Below are 13149 nucleotides of genomic sequence, written 5' to 3' on the forward strand. Positions count from 1 at the left end.
CATCCCTTTAACGGGTTGCCACAAAGGTGTAGCTGACAGGCTTTACACGCCGTTTCAACTATCCCAGTCGCTGCCGCCACCGCTGCTGTCGGCCAAGGTGGAGTCTTCCCAACTGGTGTCGCTCACACCGAAGTTTTGGCCACCCATGTCGGCATTGCTGCTGACAGGCTCGTAGTTGCCCACGTAGCCGCTGGAGTTCTGACCGGTGCTCTCATGGTTGCCCATCAGGCTGCGGCCAATGGCTTCGGCCGCCACCACACCGGCACCCACGGCCAGACCGGTGGCAACACCGCCCATGATCCTGCCGCCCAAGCCGCTGCCAGCGGGTTGGCCATAGCCGGGCTGCGGATAGCCTGCCGGGCCATAAGCCGGCTGCATGCCGGGTGTGCCAAATGTTTGCGGGCCACTCAGGCCATTGCCATAGGCCACGGGCTGATCAAAGGTTTGCGGCGTCCTGCGACGGAACACAAAGTAAGCCACCACGATCACACCACCGGCCAGCAGCGCGGGCAGCAGCCAAGAGGTGGACTGCTTTGCGGGTGGGGCAGAGTAGGGCATGACGGACAGTGCCTGGGGCTTTGCGACGGGTGCAGTCAACTGGCTTTGCAGGGCCTGCACGGCTTCCGGCTTGGCAAAGGGCAGTCCGGGAGCCAACCGCTCGGCGGTAGCCAGCGCCTCGCGTGCCTTGGGCAGATTGCCCTGGCGCGCGAACAACTCGCTTTGCACATAGTGCGCCTTGGCACTGTTGGGGTGCGCGACCAGCACTTGCTGGACCATCACCTGGGCCTGATCCAGTTTGCCAGCCTGCGCCGTGGCATAGATCTGGTTCATGGTCGGCTCTTGTTGGGCCATCGCCAGACCAGCGCTCAGGAACGCTGCCAGAACGAGCCAGCGCAGTGCAGTGGTGAAAAACGACGGAAAACGCATAAGGGTTACCTTTATAAAAACTGACAGGGTGAATGTTATGCCCTGCTGCATATTTTCAAGTAGCAATGTGTAGATTTCGGGTAAAGCTGTGGGGTGTTACCCCTCTAGAATGGCCCCAAGGAGGCAAGCAGTGACGCCAGAGCAAAAAGCAGGAGTCAATAGGGCTGTTCTTTGCCCTCTCTGCAAAAAAACAACACATTTCAATCGTTCACCCAAGTCATCGCCTGCATGAAAAACCTAGACGCATTCAAACAACACGGCGACATCATCTGGAATATTGCCAACCTGCTGCGTGGCCCGTATCGGCCACCCCAGTACCGCCGGGTCATGATTCCGTTAACCGTGTTGCGCCGCCTGGACTGCGTGCTGGAAGCCACTAAAGACGCAGTCATCAAGTATCACAAACGGCTCAAAGAGCAAACCGATAAAGACGGTAAGCCCAAGTACGACACCGAGACCATTGAAAAGATGGTCTTTCACAAATTTGACCTGGCTTTCTTCAACACCAGCGAGTTCACCTTTCAAACTTTGCTGGGTGACCCGGACAAGTTGGTTGCCAATTTGGTGAACTACATGGCGGGGTTTTCCAGCCGTGCCCGCAAGATCATTGAGAAGTTCAAGTTTGAGGAAGAGATAGCTACGCTTGACGAAGCCAACCGCCTTTTTGATGTGGTCAAACAGGTTGCCGCAGTGGACCTGCACCCTGACACCATTCCCAACATTGCCATGGGCTATTTGTTTGAGGACTTGGTGCGCCGTTTTAACGAGCAGGCCAACGAAGAGGCTGGCGACCACTTTACTCCCCGAGAGGTCATCAAGCTCATGGTCAACCTGCTGTTCACGCATGACGACTTGGTGTACCGCAAGGCCAAGCTCATCAAGATCTACGACCCGACCTGCGGCACGGGCGGCATGCTGTCGGAATCTGAAAAAGTTATCATTGACCCGGACACAGGCCTCAACCCCAGCGCCGATGTGCGCCTGTTTGGGCAGGAGTACAACCCCGAGTCATTTGCCATCTGCGGTTCGGACTTGATGATCAAAGGCGAGGATGTCAAAAACATCGTCTTTGGCGACACGCTGGGTACAGGCAAACCCAAAGACGGTTTTGCAGATGGCGACGGCCACCCAGACGAACACTTCCACTTCATGCTGGCCAACCCGCCCTTTGGTGTGGAGTGGAAACCTGAAAAAGACTTTGTCACCAAAGAGCACGACACCTTTGGTTTCAAAGGTCGCTTTGGCCCAGGCCTGCCGCGCATCAACGACGGTGCATTACTCTTCTTGCTGCACATGATTTCCAAAATGCAGCCTGAGGGCGACATGCTCTACGTGGGCGAGGGCGACCCCATACGCCCCCGGCTGGAGAGCCACTATGCGCAAAAGGATTTCTGGACCCGCGCCATCGGCTTCACCACCACTACGGCTGGGCAGCTCAACAAGGCGCATGTGCAGTTTCTGGAGTCGCGCCTCATCGCACTGGCTCGCGCAGCCAAGCGCTTGCCGCTGGACAACGCCAACCAGCCCGCTGAGCCCTCCCTGAGCGAGGCTGACCGGGCCGACATGGAAGTCTTCTTGGGCCACATGCTGGGCATGTTGCCAGTGCTGGGGGTGCATGCGTTTGAGCAGGCGCCCAAGGCTCCTGCCGCCAAGGCGGGCCCGGTGCTCACCTGCAAGGGTAAGGGGGTACAGGCCACGGGTTATGAGGCCAGCCAGGGCTTTGTGGTGCGGGCGGGGTCGCAGGCGGTGGCAGAGGCCGTACCCAGCATGGCGCAGCATGTGCGGGGCATGTTTGATGTTCGGCAGGAGTTGATTGGCAACGGCGTGCTGGCGATGCAGGGCGGGCTCTATCTATTCACGCAGGACTACAGCTTCAGTTCTCCGAGCACGGCGGCAGCCGTGGTTCTTGGCCGCAGTGCCAATGGGCGCGTCGAATGGAAGGCGGCCGATGGGCGCACGCTCAAGGAGCTGCAGGAAGCGGAGGCAAGTGCGTGAGCTTTGATTGCTACATCGGTATCGACTATTCCGGCGCCGAAGCACCTACATCTCGCCTCAAGGGCTTGCAGGTGTATGCGGTGCAGGCCGACTCTGGTGATGCGCAGGCTTGGCATAGTCCTACGCCTTCCAACAACGGCCAGCGTGTCAACTGGACGCGCCGCGAGGTTGCTGAGCAGCTACTGAACGAGGTGAACAAGGGCACGCGGTTCTTGGCGGGCATTGACCACGGATTTTCAATGCCCATGAGCTACTTTGCTCGCTATGGATTGGAGAGCTGGCCGCAGTTTCTGGCGGACTTTGTGCATCACTGGCCCACGCATGGTGACTACGTGTATGTGGACTTTGTGCGCGACGGCAACTTGTACCGCAGTGGCGATGCGCCGCCACCAGGTTCGCGCACCGGCACGGCGGACGAGTTTCGCCTCACTGAGAAATGGACGTCGTCTGCCAAAAGCGTGTTTCTGTTTGATGTGCAAGGCTCGGTAGCAAAGTCCACCCATGCGGGCATCCCGTGGCTCAAGTGGCTTCGTGATCAAGCGGGCGACAAGGTGCATTTCTGGCCGTTTGACGGTTGGACGCCCGCGCCGGGTAAGTCGGTCATTGTGGAGGTGTACCCATCGATCTTTCGCAATCGCTTCCCGCGGGATGCGCGCACCACGGATCAGCAGGATGCCTATGCCACGGCCAAGTGGATGGCGGGGATGGCTGCCCATGGCTCTTTGGCCGCTTACTTTTCCCCGCCGCTTACGCTAGCCGAGCGTGCGATGGCGGATTTGGAGGGCTGGATTTTCGGTGTGCGCTGAGGCCTGCTTCCGTTTTGTTAGTCGTATGCGCAATGAATGCTGGCTCCAGGGTCAAACATTCTGGCGTAACAGATGGGGCTATAGGAATTTCCCAACTTAACGAATCTTCCCAAATTAACCAAATGCGTTAAAATTAGTGCATTAACTTGCCAGTGAGCTTTGCACGCATGAACACTCTCGCTCTCACTTCACCGTTTGCCCCCGAATCCACACAGCCTCGCCATGGTTCTGATGCCAGCCCTTACGCCACTGCCGCGCAGACTGCAGCCGTGCTGCGCTCCGGCGCGCAGTACCGCCGCGAGCGCATGGAGGCCGCCGACATGATCACCACCGACGAAGCCGCCACGCTGGCGGGCACCACGCGGGTGACCATCAACGCCTGGATCAAGTCGGGCCGCTGCATTGGCGTCTCGCATTTGCGCCGGGGGTTCAAGCTGCCGCGCTGGCAGTTTGAACCTGCGATCTGGCCTGCGCTGCAGCCCGTGGCCAAGCAGTTGGGTACGCCCGATGGCTGGCAGTTGCTGGCGTTTCTGGAGTCCCCTGCCACTGCGCTGGATGGCCAGACGCCGCGTGCCGCGCTGGAGCAGGGCGCGCCGCTGGAGCGCATCGTGGCATTGGCAACGGCTGAGGCGCATTGACCTCATCCCATGAATTTCAAAACACCATCCTTACTGGGCCACACGCCGCCTGTTCTCGAAATTCCCGCGCACCAGCACTGGTACAGGGTGCAACGCACAACGGCCCGCAAGGACAGCGTGCGGCACAAAGGCTATGTGCTGGCCCCGCCCGGTGGTTTGGCCGGGCGCTTCGATCTGGCGGATGAAGCGACCGCCTATTTGGCTGACAACCCTGAGACAGCTTTGTACGAAAGCCTGTTTCGCCGAGAGGCGCGCAGCTGTCATTGGATTCGCATCGAGCAGCGCGCACTGCTGACCTTTGAGACACATTCGCCATTGCGGCTGGTGGACTTACGCGGGCTGGAGACGCACTTTCCTGTATTGCAGTCCATGCGTTACGAAACCAGCCAAGCGTTTGCGCGTGCATGCAGGCAACAGGGGCTCCATGGCGTGTTGTACGCATCCGCTCAGCACGCCAGTCACAGCTGTGTGTGCCTGTTCATGGATGGCATCGACAAGACCAGGAAGGTGACCACAGAAGCGCTGGTGCAGCCTGGCACCGGGCTGTTGCTCAAGGCGGTGGTAAACGCGGCCCGAGGATCACAAGTGCCTATCCTGAAAGAATGAAACCTTACCCATCCGCCTGCCCCCGGGCCAAGGCTTTTTCGTCACAGACTTTTCAACTCCATAGAATCTGACGTGCCCATTCCGGCAAGGGTTGCACCAGCTCTTGCGTCCAGTCGCCTTTGCACGTTGCCACGGCTGTGTGCGTGCCGGGTGTGACGTCAGCAGAGTCGTAAAGAATGGCGGCGTCGGCCATGCGCACGGCTTGCGTCAAATGCTCCAGCGTACGTGGGTAGCGTGCCAGGATGCGCTCTGGAGGTACGGTGTGGCCGCCTTCTGCGACGCGTTGAGCTACGCGTGCCAGCAGTCGCTCGGGGTGGTCCAGTGCCACCACAAGCAGCATCACGAAAAAGCCCTTGGATTGCGCCTCCTGAATCAACGCCAGTTTGGACGCATGCGAGAACACCGTTTCGCTGACAAACGACTGCCCTGCCTGCAGCAGAGCGGCCCGGCGCGCATCGGCCCAATGTCTGGCCAGCGTCGAGCGTTGCTCGGGATCGGTGAGGTGCTGCAGGTGGGCCGCTTCATGCACATCGGCATTGACGAATTCGGCCGATGCCGGGATGGTGCCTGCCAGAACGAGCGCCCGGTACAAGGTGGACTTGCCCGCACCGTTGGGTCCTGCGAGCAGGTAAAAGACGGGTTTCGCCAACTTACGCGTGGGTAGGTTTGACTTTGCTTTGGTTGCTTGCCACTACTTCGCGCACGCGCTGCGCCAAGCTGCCATCGTTTTCCACTGCCATGAATTGGGCGAGCAAAGCGTCGGCTTGGTTTGTGGACTCATTGCTGGCGACACGGGAGCGTTGCACGCTAGCCTCGTAGTTGGCAATGGCGGTTTGCGCTTCTTGCGCGGTAAGGCCGCTGTGTTCCACGATGCGCCCCAACGTGGCCCAATACTCCACCTGACCTGCCACCGAGCGGCGCATGGGTTGTGCCGCTTCGCGCGCCTGGTTCACCAGCGCGGCGGGCAGTTTGACGGATGCAAAACCAGTGTTGGTCGGGGTCATGGTGATTCTCCTGTTTGGCGCATTTTGCGCCAAAATGGATATGATGATCAAGATATGGTTTTTACAAGGCGTATCGACATATGAAGACCATCCCCATCCGTCTAACCCCAGGTCAGGACCTGCGCAAAGCGCTGGAAGCCGTCGTCCAGGCCCAGAACTGCCGCGCGGCCTTTGTGCTGTCTGGCATTGGCAGCCTGTCCACGGCGGGTATTCGTCTGGCTGGAGCGGCTCAGCCCACGCGGCTGACGGGCAGCATGGAAATCCTCACGCTGTCGGGAACGGTGGCAGTGGATGGCGACAAGACCGCCTCGCATATGCACATGGCGGTTTCCACGGCCACGGGGCGGGTGCTTGGTGGGCATGTGGCGCCGGGTTGCATCGTGCTCACCACAGCGGAAGTGCTGCTGGCCTTGCTGCCGGACTGGCAGTTCACCCGTGAGCCGGATGCGCAAACCGGGTATGACGAGCTGGTCATTCGGGAAGTCAAGTGAAACTGCATCGGTTCAGTGTCACGGCTTGCTTTTTCATGGCGGTTCATTTACATTCAATATTCGCGATTCACGAATATTGAATGTAAATGCAACTCAAACCCCAAGACTTCCTGGTAGCCCTCAAGCTTGTGGCTTGGGGTGAGCAACGCTGGACGTATGCGCGGCTGGCGCAGGAGCTGGGCATCAGCGTCTCGGAGGCGCATGCCTGCATCAAGCGCGGGTTGCAGGCGGGGTTGTTGTTGCCCAACCGGGAGTTGCCGTCCCAGCCAGTCGATGCTGGCAGTAACGCGGCGTTAGGCGTGCAGGAGCCAGTTGCCATCTACCGGGTTACTCGCAAGCGGGTGCGCCGCTCGGCGTTGCCAGACGGCGAAGCGGCGTCCGACAACGCAGTGCGGCCCCATCTACACAACTTGGTCGAATTTGCATTGCATGGCGCTAAGTACGCCTTCCCGGCAGAGAAGTTGCCATTGGTAGTAGGTGTGCCAACAAGTCATAGCGCCCCCGCGTTTGCCGGTGTGTTTGCACCTGGCAGCACAGACTTTGTGTGGCCGCACCCCAATGGTTCGGTGCGTGGCGTGGGGGTGGAGCCACTGCACCCGTCGGTTCCATTTGCCGCTATGCAAGACGCCAAGCTGTATGAAATGCTGGCCCTGTTTGATGCGCTGCGGGTGGGCAAGGCACGCGAAAGAGGGATGGCGCTGGAGCGTCTGCAAGCGCTGATTGACCCCGGCGCGCCCAAACCAGCAAAAGGGCCCATGTATGGCTAATCCCAATTTGAGTCTGTTGATCGCAATGGCCCAGGCGATGGGGCCGTTATGCAAGCAGGTGGTATTCGTGGGCGGCTGCGCTACGGGTTTGCTGGTGGACAACGCCAACCTGATGGACGTGCGCCCCACAGAGGACGTAGATGCCATTGTGGAAGTGGCATCCCTGGCCGCGTACCATCTGTTGGCAGAAGGTATGACGCAGCGCGGCTTCAAGCAAACCATGGCAGACAACACGCCACCGTTTCGCTGGTACTGGAATCGCATGCAACTGGATCTGGTGCCTTTGGATGAAAAAATTCTGGGTTTTGCCAACCCGTGGTACCGCGTAGGGTTTGAAGCAGCGCAGTCTGTCGAAGTAGCAGAAGGGCTGCTATTGCGGCATCTGTCGGCTCCGCTCTTTCTGGCAACCAAGTTCGAGGCTTTCAAAGACCGTGGTCAAAATGACGTGTACCTGAGCCACGACTTGGAAGACATCATGACCGTAGTGGAAGGGCGTTCAACGGTGGCGCAGGAAATGGCTACTGCAGATGTGGCCGTTCGCAAACACGTGGGCCAGTCTGTCGCTGCACTGTTGGACATGCCCGATTTTCACAACGCGTTGCCCGGTTTGCTGAGTGATCCGGAGCGAGAGCAGGCCGTTAAAACACGGCTGAAGCAGATCTCACAATTGAAAGAAGTATGAACACCACCACCAACACCCTCGTCCAGAAGCTCTGGAACTATTGCAACGTGCTGCGTGACGACGGCATGAGTTATGGCGACTATGTGGAGCAGCTCACTTACCTGCTGTTCCTCAAAATGGCGGACTAGCGCGCCCAGCCGCCGCACAACCAGGCCTGCTTCGTGCTGGGGGCGTATTCCTGGCCCTCGCTGCTGGCAAGGATGGCGACGAGCTGTTTGACCATTACCGCCACGTGCTGGAGTCACTGGGGCAGCAGAAGGGCACGCTGGGCCTGATTTTTGGCAAGGCACAAAACAAGTTTCAGGACCCGGCCAAGTTGCGCCGGGTGATCGTCGATCTGATTGGCGCCGAGACCTGGACCATTTTGGGCGCGGACGTGAAGGGCGACGCGTATGAGGGCCTGTTGGAAAAGAACGCGCAAGACACCAAGAGCGGTGCGGGCCAGTACTTCACGCCGCGTGCACTGATCCAGGCCATGGTGGATTGCATGGCGCCGCAACCAGGCGAACGCATTACAGACCCTGCTTGCGGCACAGGTGGTTTTCTCTTCACTGCGCACAACTACATCACCAGCCACAACAAGAGCCTGACGCGCGACCAGCTCAAGCACCTGAAGGAAAAGGCCCTTACCGGCTACGAGCTGGTGCAGGCCACGGCTCGGGTGTGCGCCATGAACATGATGCTGCACGGCATTGGCTCCGAAAAACAGGTACCCGTGGTGGTGGGCGACGCGCTGGCCGCCGACCCGGGCGAGCGCTATGAGGTGGTGCTGGCCAACCCGCCGTTTGGCAAGAAGAGCAGCACAGTCATCGTGGGCGAAGACGGCCGCACCAGCACCGAGAAAGACACCATCGAGCGCGACGACTTCTGGGCTACCACCAGCAACAAGCAGCTCAACTTTGTGCAGCACATCAAGACCCTGCTGGCCACGCACGGGCGGGCCGCGGTGGTGCTGCCCGACAACGTGTTGTTTGAGGGCGGTGCGGGCGAGACTATCCGCAAGAAGCTGCTGCACGAGTGCGATGTGCATACGCTATTGCGCCTGCCCACCGGCCTGTTCTATGCGCAAGGTGTGAAGGCCAATGTGCTGTTCTTTGAGAAGAAGGGCGCAAGCGAAACGCCGTGGACCAAGCAGCTCTGGATTTATGACCTGCGCACTAACAAGCACTTCACGCTCAAGACCAACCCACTCACGCGCGCAGACCTGGACGAGTTCGTGACGCTCTACAAGACAGGCAAGCGACAGCAGCGCAAGGCCACTTGGTCACCTGAAAGCCCGGACGGGCGTTGGCGTGCGTACAGCTATGAAGAGCTGGTGGCGCGGGACAAGGCCAGCCTGGATATTTTTTGGCTCAAGGACGACTCGCTGGCCGATAGCGACAACCTGCCGCCGCCCGCCGTGATTGCGCAGGAAATTGTGGAAGACCTGCAAGCCGCGCTGGAACAGTTCAAATTGATTGCCAGTGACCTGGGCGCCGAAGAAGCCGCCTAGCAAACCAGCTTGGCGATTTTCTGCAGGGTGGGGCCGGGCGGCGCGTCCAGCATGTAGAACTTGCCGGTGAAGGACTTGTCCAGATAGGTGCCGATTGGGGCTTCTGAAGTGTCGGCTGACTTGTAGAGCGTGGTGCGGTTGGCGACGCCGAACTTGTTGGTTGTGCAGCCGAAGTAGAACGGGCCCACCGCGGCAATATAGGGGACGGTGGTACCGTCTGTTTGCTCGTATTGCTGTGTGTGCTTGTAGACGATCAGCACATCCACGATGACGGACTCAGGGCTGGTGACCATGGACTGCACGTCGATTGACATGGCAATGGCTTCGTCCTCGTCCACCAGGGTCCAGACTGGAGCTGCGTATGCGCCAGCGGCAAGTAGTCCCATCAAGGCTGTGATGAATGCTCTTTTGCCGCCGCCCATATCTGAAGACCCGTTTTTCTAGTGGGCGTCAAGTCTAACGTTGGTGCTTGGCTTCCTTCAGTGCCTGGGCCAGGGTGTTGAGCGAGGTCAACACGGTTTCAACCGACTGTACCGCTCTTGCATCTTTCAGTGCACCGGCTTCATCGAAGGCTTCATGGGCTTTGCCCTGGGCATATTGTTGGGGTACTACCAGCATGGCAAACGCCATTTGCAGGTACTGCCGCATGAAGTTCATGGAGCGCAGCGCACCGCCTGGACCGGGGGAAGCGGACAGCAAGCCGACCGGCTTGTTGGCCGTAATGGATAGTCCGGCAGGCTGCGCGGGTGAACCCTGAATGCGCGACAGCCAGTCAAACGCATTGATGACCAGCGGGGTAGGGAATCCGTTGTATTCCGGGGTGACGATCAGCACAGCGTCGCTCTCTGCAATAGCTTGCTGCAGCTGATGTGCACCTTGCGGCACACCGGCTGCAGCCTCCAGATCGCCGTCGTAAATGGGCAGATTCAGAGCGCGCAGGTCGATTGTCGTGACTGCCATTCCCGCAGCCTCTGCCAGTTTGGCGGCCACTGCGGCGAGTTTGCGATTGAGCGAGCCTTCGCGCGCGCTACCGGGGATGATGACGAGTTTTGTGGCGTCCATGGAGTTCCTTTTTTACGCTGTATCAGCGGGACCATACCGACCAATCCTACCAACAGCAGCGCCCAACTCTCCGGTTCGGGAACAGGAGCGGCGATCACGCTGCTGATCCACTGTGAATAGCCTGCCAGCGCAATGCCGCCGCCGCCCGTGCCATAGGCGCCGCTGGTGGTGGGGCCGGACGCAAACGTCACCTCGAAGGTGTTGATGCCGGCCAACTGCCACTGCCCGTTGACGTACACAAAGGCGGCACTGCCGGAATCGCCGTTGACCAGGGACGCTTCCCGGTTGGCCCCCAAGGTGCCGTTGGCGCTGATGTTGGCGCCCAGCCGGTTGGTGCTGAGGTCGGGGCCGTCGAAGTCAAACAGGTAGGTCTGGTTGGTTCCTGCGGCATTGCTGAGTACCACGTCGGCAATGTTCTCGCCGGTCTTCTTCACCGAAGTGCTGCCGGCAAAGCTGACAAAGTTCAGGTCAGCGCCCTGCAGGCTGCCGGTGTAGAGGCTGTAAAACGGAATGTTCGTGCCTACCGCATCTGCCAGGCGGATGATGGCCAGGTCGTTGTGCACTGTGGGGTCCCCCGGCGCATTGCCTGCGGTGCTGGCGGTGTAGTCCGGATTGATGTAGATCTGGCTGGCTGCCACGCTGTAGCTGCTGCCAGCGTTCACCTCGAAGCTGACATCGGACGCGTTGGCCCCCGTCATCACATGCGCGGCGGTCAGCACATAGCCAGGTGCAATCAGCGTCCCGGTGAACAGATTGCCCCCTACACTGAGGCTTCCCACCCCAGACCACGGCGAGCTCGCGCTGTTCGGCGCAACACCGGCCCCTCCCACAAGCGCCAGAGAGGGGAAGGGGGCGATCAGCGCTGCGGCCAACAGACTGGCCCCCAGTAGTTTGGATGTGTTCATCAGTTCTCAGGTGTCAAGCTTGGTGCGTCGGTAGCGCGCGACGGAAGCCAGCATGGCCAAACCCATCAGTAGCATGGCCGCCTCATCCACTTCGGGCACGGGGGTGACCGAAGCGTAGCCGGTCAATGCGACAGCGCTATTACCGGTCAGCGTAAATGTGCTAACCAGTCGCATGTAGTTCCAGGTCTGGCCCGTTGGTCCATTCGAATTGATTGCCGAATACAGGCCGAAGATGCTGCTGGCACCGGTCGATGTGGTGCCTTGTCCTAGATCTACACCGGCATTCACAAAGGTCAAGCCGTTGTCTGCGGAAAGCTCAACCCGTTGGATGCCGCTGCTGAAAACAGCGTCAATGCTCTTGGACACCCCTCTGCGGCCCGTCAGGCTGCCGGAAAACTCCGTATATACCGTGTTGGCCCCGCTCACGGTAGGTGTGATTGCCGAACCAATGGTGAATGTGTAGGTCTGTGTCAGCGAACTGTTGTTGATGGCGGACACGGCGTAATACATGTCCGGGTTGCCATAGTTGGTCCCGTCCTGCAGCTGGGTCATGAGACCGGAGAGGTCCTCATCCCAGGACAAACCACCCGCCTGGGTAACCAGCATGGACGCCGTCACGTTGGCCGCCGATGCGCTGGCGGTCCACAGGGAAAGTGCCAAGGTCAGCACATAAATCAATCGAATCTTCATGGTGTACTCCTGTTTGTGACAGTGGTTGTCACAAAATAACTAAGTTACACAAGAAGCATGAAATGGTTCGCAACGATGGATTGCAGTTTTCTAGTTCGATTGGATTGGAATATGTGAATTCGGTAACAAAATGGTATGAAGGACGATTAGATGGGGATTCCTAGAGTGCCTCTTGAATCGTGGTGGCCAGAATCTCTGCCAACACCTTGTTGCCGGCTACCGTGGGATGCGTCCCCTCACGATACAAACCTACATTCCATTCAGGTCGTTTGGCAACATCGATCATCTTCAACCCGTAAGTGGCAGCAATGCGTTCCAGTTCTTTCCGGTCAGGCGCATAGTCCGTTCCTTTTTGCATCGCGATGTATTCCTCCTTACCTGGATACATGAATAGAACTCCAGGCACCTTATTGCCCTTTCTGGCTGACATTTCGGCCACTAGTCTCTCAAACTGCTCCACGTTTTCCTGTTGAGACTGTCCAGTGGGGGGAAGCTCATTCATATTGAATGCAATAAACCTTGGCAATACGTAGCGCCTCAAGACATACCAGGTTGCAAGCAACGGCCGCTCGCTGGGAAAAACATATTGTCCGCGGTCCGGGCTCAGCTGGCTGAAGCCACCATTCATGTATTCCCATACAAAGAAGTCGGCTGCTCGCAAGACATCGGGGTTGCGGCGCAGGTACACGCTTTGGTTCACATTCGTCCATGCCCCGGCCGCTATGGGCCAGACCGTAACTTTGTCACCCAGCTTGACCTGTAACAGGGGTCCAAGTTTATCTGCTTGATCATAAGGATTGCCCCCCATCACAATGCTGTTCCCAATCAGCAGAAGATTGCGCTTCTTGGCAGGGCTCCAAGCCAACTCGGTGCCCATGCTGCGGTCGTTGAAAACCCAGGAATTTCTGTTCAGGAATTTGCCAGACTGGTTGGGGGCGGGTAGGTAGCCAATCTCGTTGTCAACGGAGTAGATCGGGAAATCCACTGCACCGCTGAGGCGCACCGCGCCCTCGGCTACCACCAGCAGGCACGCGACGGACGCAAGGAATCGTTTTATGTGCTTGGATTTCATAGGTGCTCACCT

The 13149-nt window shown here is 58.9% G+C and carries 17 protein-coding genes; 9 read left to right on the top strand and 8 right to left on the bottom strand.

Annotated elements, in window-relative coordinates; all coding sequences use genetic code 11:
* Nucleotides 1–54: 54 nt before the first annotated feature.
* Nucleotides 55–927, bottom strand: coding sequence for a tetratricopeptide repeat protein (locus AAGF34_RS20095; protein ID WP_342617477.1), 873 nt, complete (start codon nt 925–927; stop codon nt 55–57).
* A 228-nt stretch (nt 928–1155) separates the two neighbouring features.
* On the opposite strand from AAGF34_RS20095, the gene AAGF34_RS20100 reads away from it, so the two are divergent.
* The 4 genes from AAGF34_RS20100 (at nt 1156) to AAGF34_RS20115 (ending at nt 4972) form a co-directional block, all read left to right on the top strand.
* A complete protein-coding gene (locus AAGF34_RS20100) occupies nt 1156–2922 on the top strand; it encodes a DUF4357 domain-containing protein (protein ID WP_342617478.1) in 1767 nt (588 codons plus the stop codon).
* Nucleotides 2919–3728 (top strand): hypothetical protein, encoded by an 810-nt coding sequence (locus tag AAGF34_RS20105; RefSeq protein ID WP_342617479.1) that lies wholly within the window; start codon nt 2919–2921, stop codon nt 3726–3728. The genes AAGF34_RS20100 and AAGF34_RS20105 overlap by 4 nt, the downstream gene beginning before the upstream one ends.
* A 167-nt stretch (nt 3729–3895) precedes the next feature.
* On the top strand, nt 3896–4366 hold the full coding sequence (locus AAGF34_RS20110) for a hypothetical protein (protein ID WP_342617480.1): 471 nt from the start codon (nt 3896–3898) through the stop codon (nt 4364–4366).
* Nucleotides 4367–4375: 9 nt separating this feature from the next.
* Entirely contained in the window at nt 4376–4972 is a 597-nt protein-coding gene (locus tag AAGF34_RS20115; RefSeq protein ID WP_342617481.1) for an RES family NAD+ phosphorylase, read from the top strand.
* Nucleotides 4973–5024: 52 nt separating this feature from the next.
* Here the strand turns inward: AAGF34_RS20115 and AAGF34_RS20120 are convergent, their stop codons facing one another.
* Complete coding sequence (locus AAGF34_RS20120) at nt 5025–5621, bottom strand: zeta toxin family protein (protein WP_342617482.1); 597 nt, start codon at nt 5619–5621, stop codon at nt 5025–5027.
* Nucleotide 5622: 1 nt separating this feature from the next.
* On the bottom strand, nt 5623–5976 hold the full coding sequence (locus tag AAGF34_RS20125; protein WP_342617483.1) for a hypothetical protein: 354 nt from the start codon (nt 5974–5976) through the stop codon (nt 5623–5625).
* 80 nt (nt 5977–6056) lie between these two features.
* On the opposite strand from AAGF34_RS20125, the gene AAGF34_RS20130 reads away from it, so the two are divergent.
* From AAGF34_RS20130 to AAGF34_RS20150, 5 genes are all read left to right on the top strand, one after another.
* On the top strand, nt 6057–6467 hold the full coding sequence (locus AAGF34_RS20130; protein ID WP_342617484.1) for a PPC domain-containing DNA-binding protein: 411 nt from the start codon (nt 6057–6059) through the stop codon (nt 6465–6467).
* Nucleotides 6468–6553: 86 nt separating this feature from the next.
* On the top strand, nt 6554–7234 hold the full coding sequence (locus AAGF34_RS20135) for a hypothetical protein (protein ID WP_342617486.1): 681 nt from the start codon (nt 6554–6556) through the stop codon (nt 7232–7234).
* Nucleotides 7227–7916 carry a hypothetical protein gene (locus tag AAGF34_RS20140; protein WP_342617487.1) on the top strand — a complete coding sequence of 230 codons (690 nt, stop codon included), beginning with the start codon at nt 7227–7229 and terminating at the stop codon, nt 7914–7916. The genes AAGF34_RS20135 and AAGF34_RS20140 overlap by 8 nt, the downstream gene beginning before the upstream one ends.
* The gene (locus AAGF34_RS20145) at nt 7913–8044 is read left to right on the top strand and encodes a type I restriction-modification system subunit M N-terminal domain-containing protein (RefSeq protein WP_342617488.1); all 132 of its coding nucleotides are present in this window, start codon (nt 7913–7915) and stop codon (nt 8042–8044) included. Before AAGF34_RS20140 ends, AAGF34_RS20145 begins: the two co-directional genes overlap by 4 nt.
* A gap of 104 nt (nt 8045–8148) precedes the next feature.
* Nucleotides 8149–9408 (top strand): N-6 DNA methylase, encoded by a 1260-nt coding sequence (locus AAGF34_RS20150; protein ID WP_342617489.1) that lies wholly within the window; start codon nt 8149–8151, stop codon nt 9406–9408.
* Here the strand turns inward: AAGF34_RS20150 and AAGF34_RS20155 are convergent.
* The 5 genes from AAGF34_RS20155 to AAGF34_RS20175 form a co-directional block, all read right to left on the bottom strand.
* Complete coding sequence (locus AAGF34_RS20155) at nt 9405–9794, bottom strand: surface-adhesin E family protein (RefSeq protein ID WP_342617490.1); 390 nt, start codon at nt 9792–9794, stop codon at nt 9405–9407. The two genes, AAGF34_RS20150 and AAGF34_RS20155, sit on opposite strands and share 4 nt — an antisense overlap.
* Nucleotides 9795–9864: 70 nt before the next feature.
* Complete coding sequence (locus tag AAGF34_RS20160) at nt 9865–10449, bottom strand: NAD(P)H-dependent oxidoreductase (RefSeq protein ID WP_342621145.1); 585 nt, start codon at nt 10447–10449, stop codon at nt 9865–9867.
* Nucleotides 10335–11375 (bottom strand): trypsin-like serine protease, encoded by a 1041-nt coding sequence (locus tag AAGF34_RS20165; protein WP_342617491.1) that lies wholly within the window; start codon nt 11373–11375, stop codon nt 10335–10337. The genes AAGF34_RS20160 and AAGF34_RS20165 overlap by 115 nt, the downstream gene beginning before the upstream one ends.
* Before the next feature lie 6 nt (nt 11376–11381).
* Nucleotides 11382–12065 (bottom strand): hypothetical protein, encoded by a 684-nt coding sequence (locus AAGF34_RS20170; RefSeq protein WP_342617492.1) that lies wholly within the window; start codon nt 12063–12065, stop codon nt 11382–11384.
* A 160-nt stretch (nt 12066–12225) separates the two neighbouring features.
* Nucleotides 12226–13137: a hypothetical protein gene (locus tag AAGF34_RS20175; RefSeq protein ID WP_342617493.1), complete on the bottom strand. Its 912-nt coding sequence runs from the start codon at nt 13135–13137 to the stop codon at nt 12226–12228.
* Nucleotides 13138–13149: the final 12 nt, after the last annotated feature.

The organism is Rhodoferax sp. GW822-FHT02A01, assembly GCF_038784515.1.
Taxonomy (GTDB): domain Bacteria; phylum Pseudomonadota; class Gammaproteobacteria; order Burkholderiales; family Burkholderiaceae_C; genus Allorhodoferax.

Coding starts and splice junctions, on each gene's coding strand:
- AAGF34_RS20095 (WP_342617477.1), bottom strand. CDS start 927: ATGCGTTTTCCGTCGTTTTTCACCACTGCACTGCGCTGGCTCGTTCTG.
- AAGF34_RS20100 (WP_342617478.1), top strand. CDS start 1,156: ATGAAAAACCTAGACGCATTCAAACAACACGGCGACATCATCTGGAAT.
- AAGF34_RS20110 (WP_342617480.1), top strand. CDS start 3,896: ATGAACACTCTCGCTCTCACTTCACCGTTTGCCCCCGAATCCACACAG.
- AAGF34_RS20115 (WP_342617481.1), top strand. CDS start 4,376: ATGAATTTCAAAACACCATCCTTACTGGGCCACACGCCGCCTGTTCTC.
- AAGF34_RS20125 (WP_342617483.1), bottom strand. CDS start 5,976: ATGACCCCGACCAACACTGGTTTTGCATCCGTCAAACTGCCCGCCGCG.
- AAGF34_RS20130 (WP_342617484.1), top strand. CDS start 6,057: ATGAAGACCATCCCCATCCGTCTAACCCCAGGTCAGGACCTGCGCAAA.
- AAGF34_RS20135 (WP_342617486.1), top strand. CDS start 6,554: ATGCAACTCAAACCCCAAGACTTCCTGGTAGCCCTCAAGCTTGTGGCT.
- AAGF34_RS20140 (WP_342617487.1), top strand. CDS start 7,227: ATGGCTAATCCCAATTTGAGTCTGTTGATCGCAATGGCCCAGGCGATG.
- AAGF34_RS20145 (WP_342617488.1), top strand. CDS start 7,913: ATGAACACCACCACCAACACCCTCGTCCAGAAGCTCTGGAACTATTGC.
- AAGF34_RS20155 (WP_342617490.1), bottom strand. CDS start 9,794: ATGGGACTACTTGCCGCTGGCGCATACGCAGCTCCAGTCTGGACCCTG.
- AAGF34_RS20165 (WP_342617491.1), bottom strand. CDS start 11,375: ATGAACACATCCAAACTACTGGGGGCCAGTCTGTTGGCCGCAGCGCTG.
- AAGF34_RS20170 (WP_342617492.1), bottom strand. CDS start 12,065: ATGAAGATTCGATTGATTTATGTGCTGACCTTGGCACTTTCCCTGTGG.
- AAGF34_RS20175 (WP_342617493.1), bottom strand. CDS start 13,137: ATGAAATCCAAGCACATAAAACGATTCCTTGCGTCCGTCGCGTGCCTG.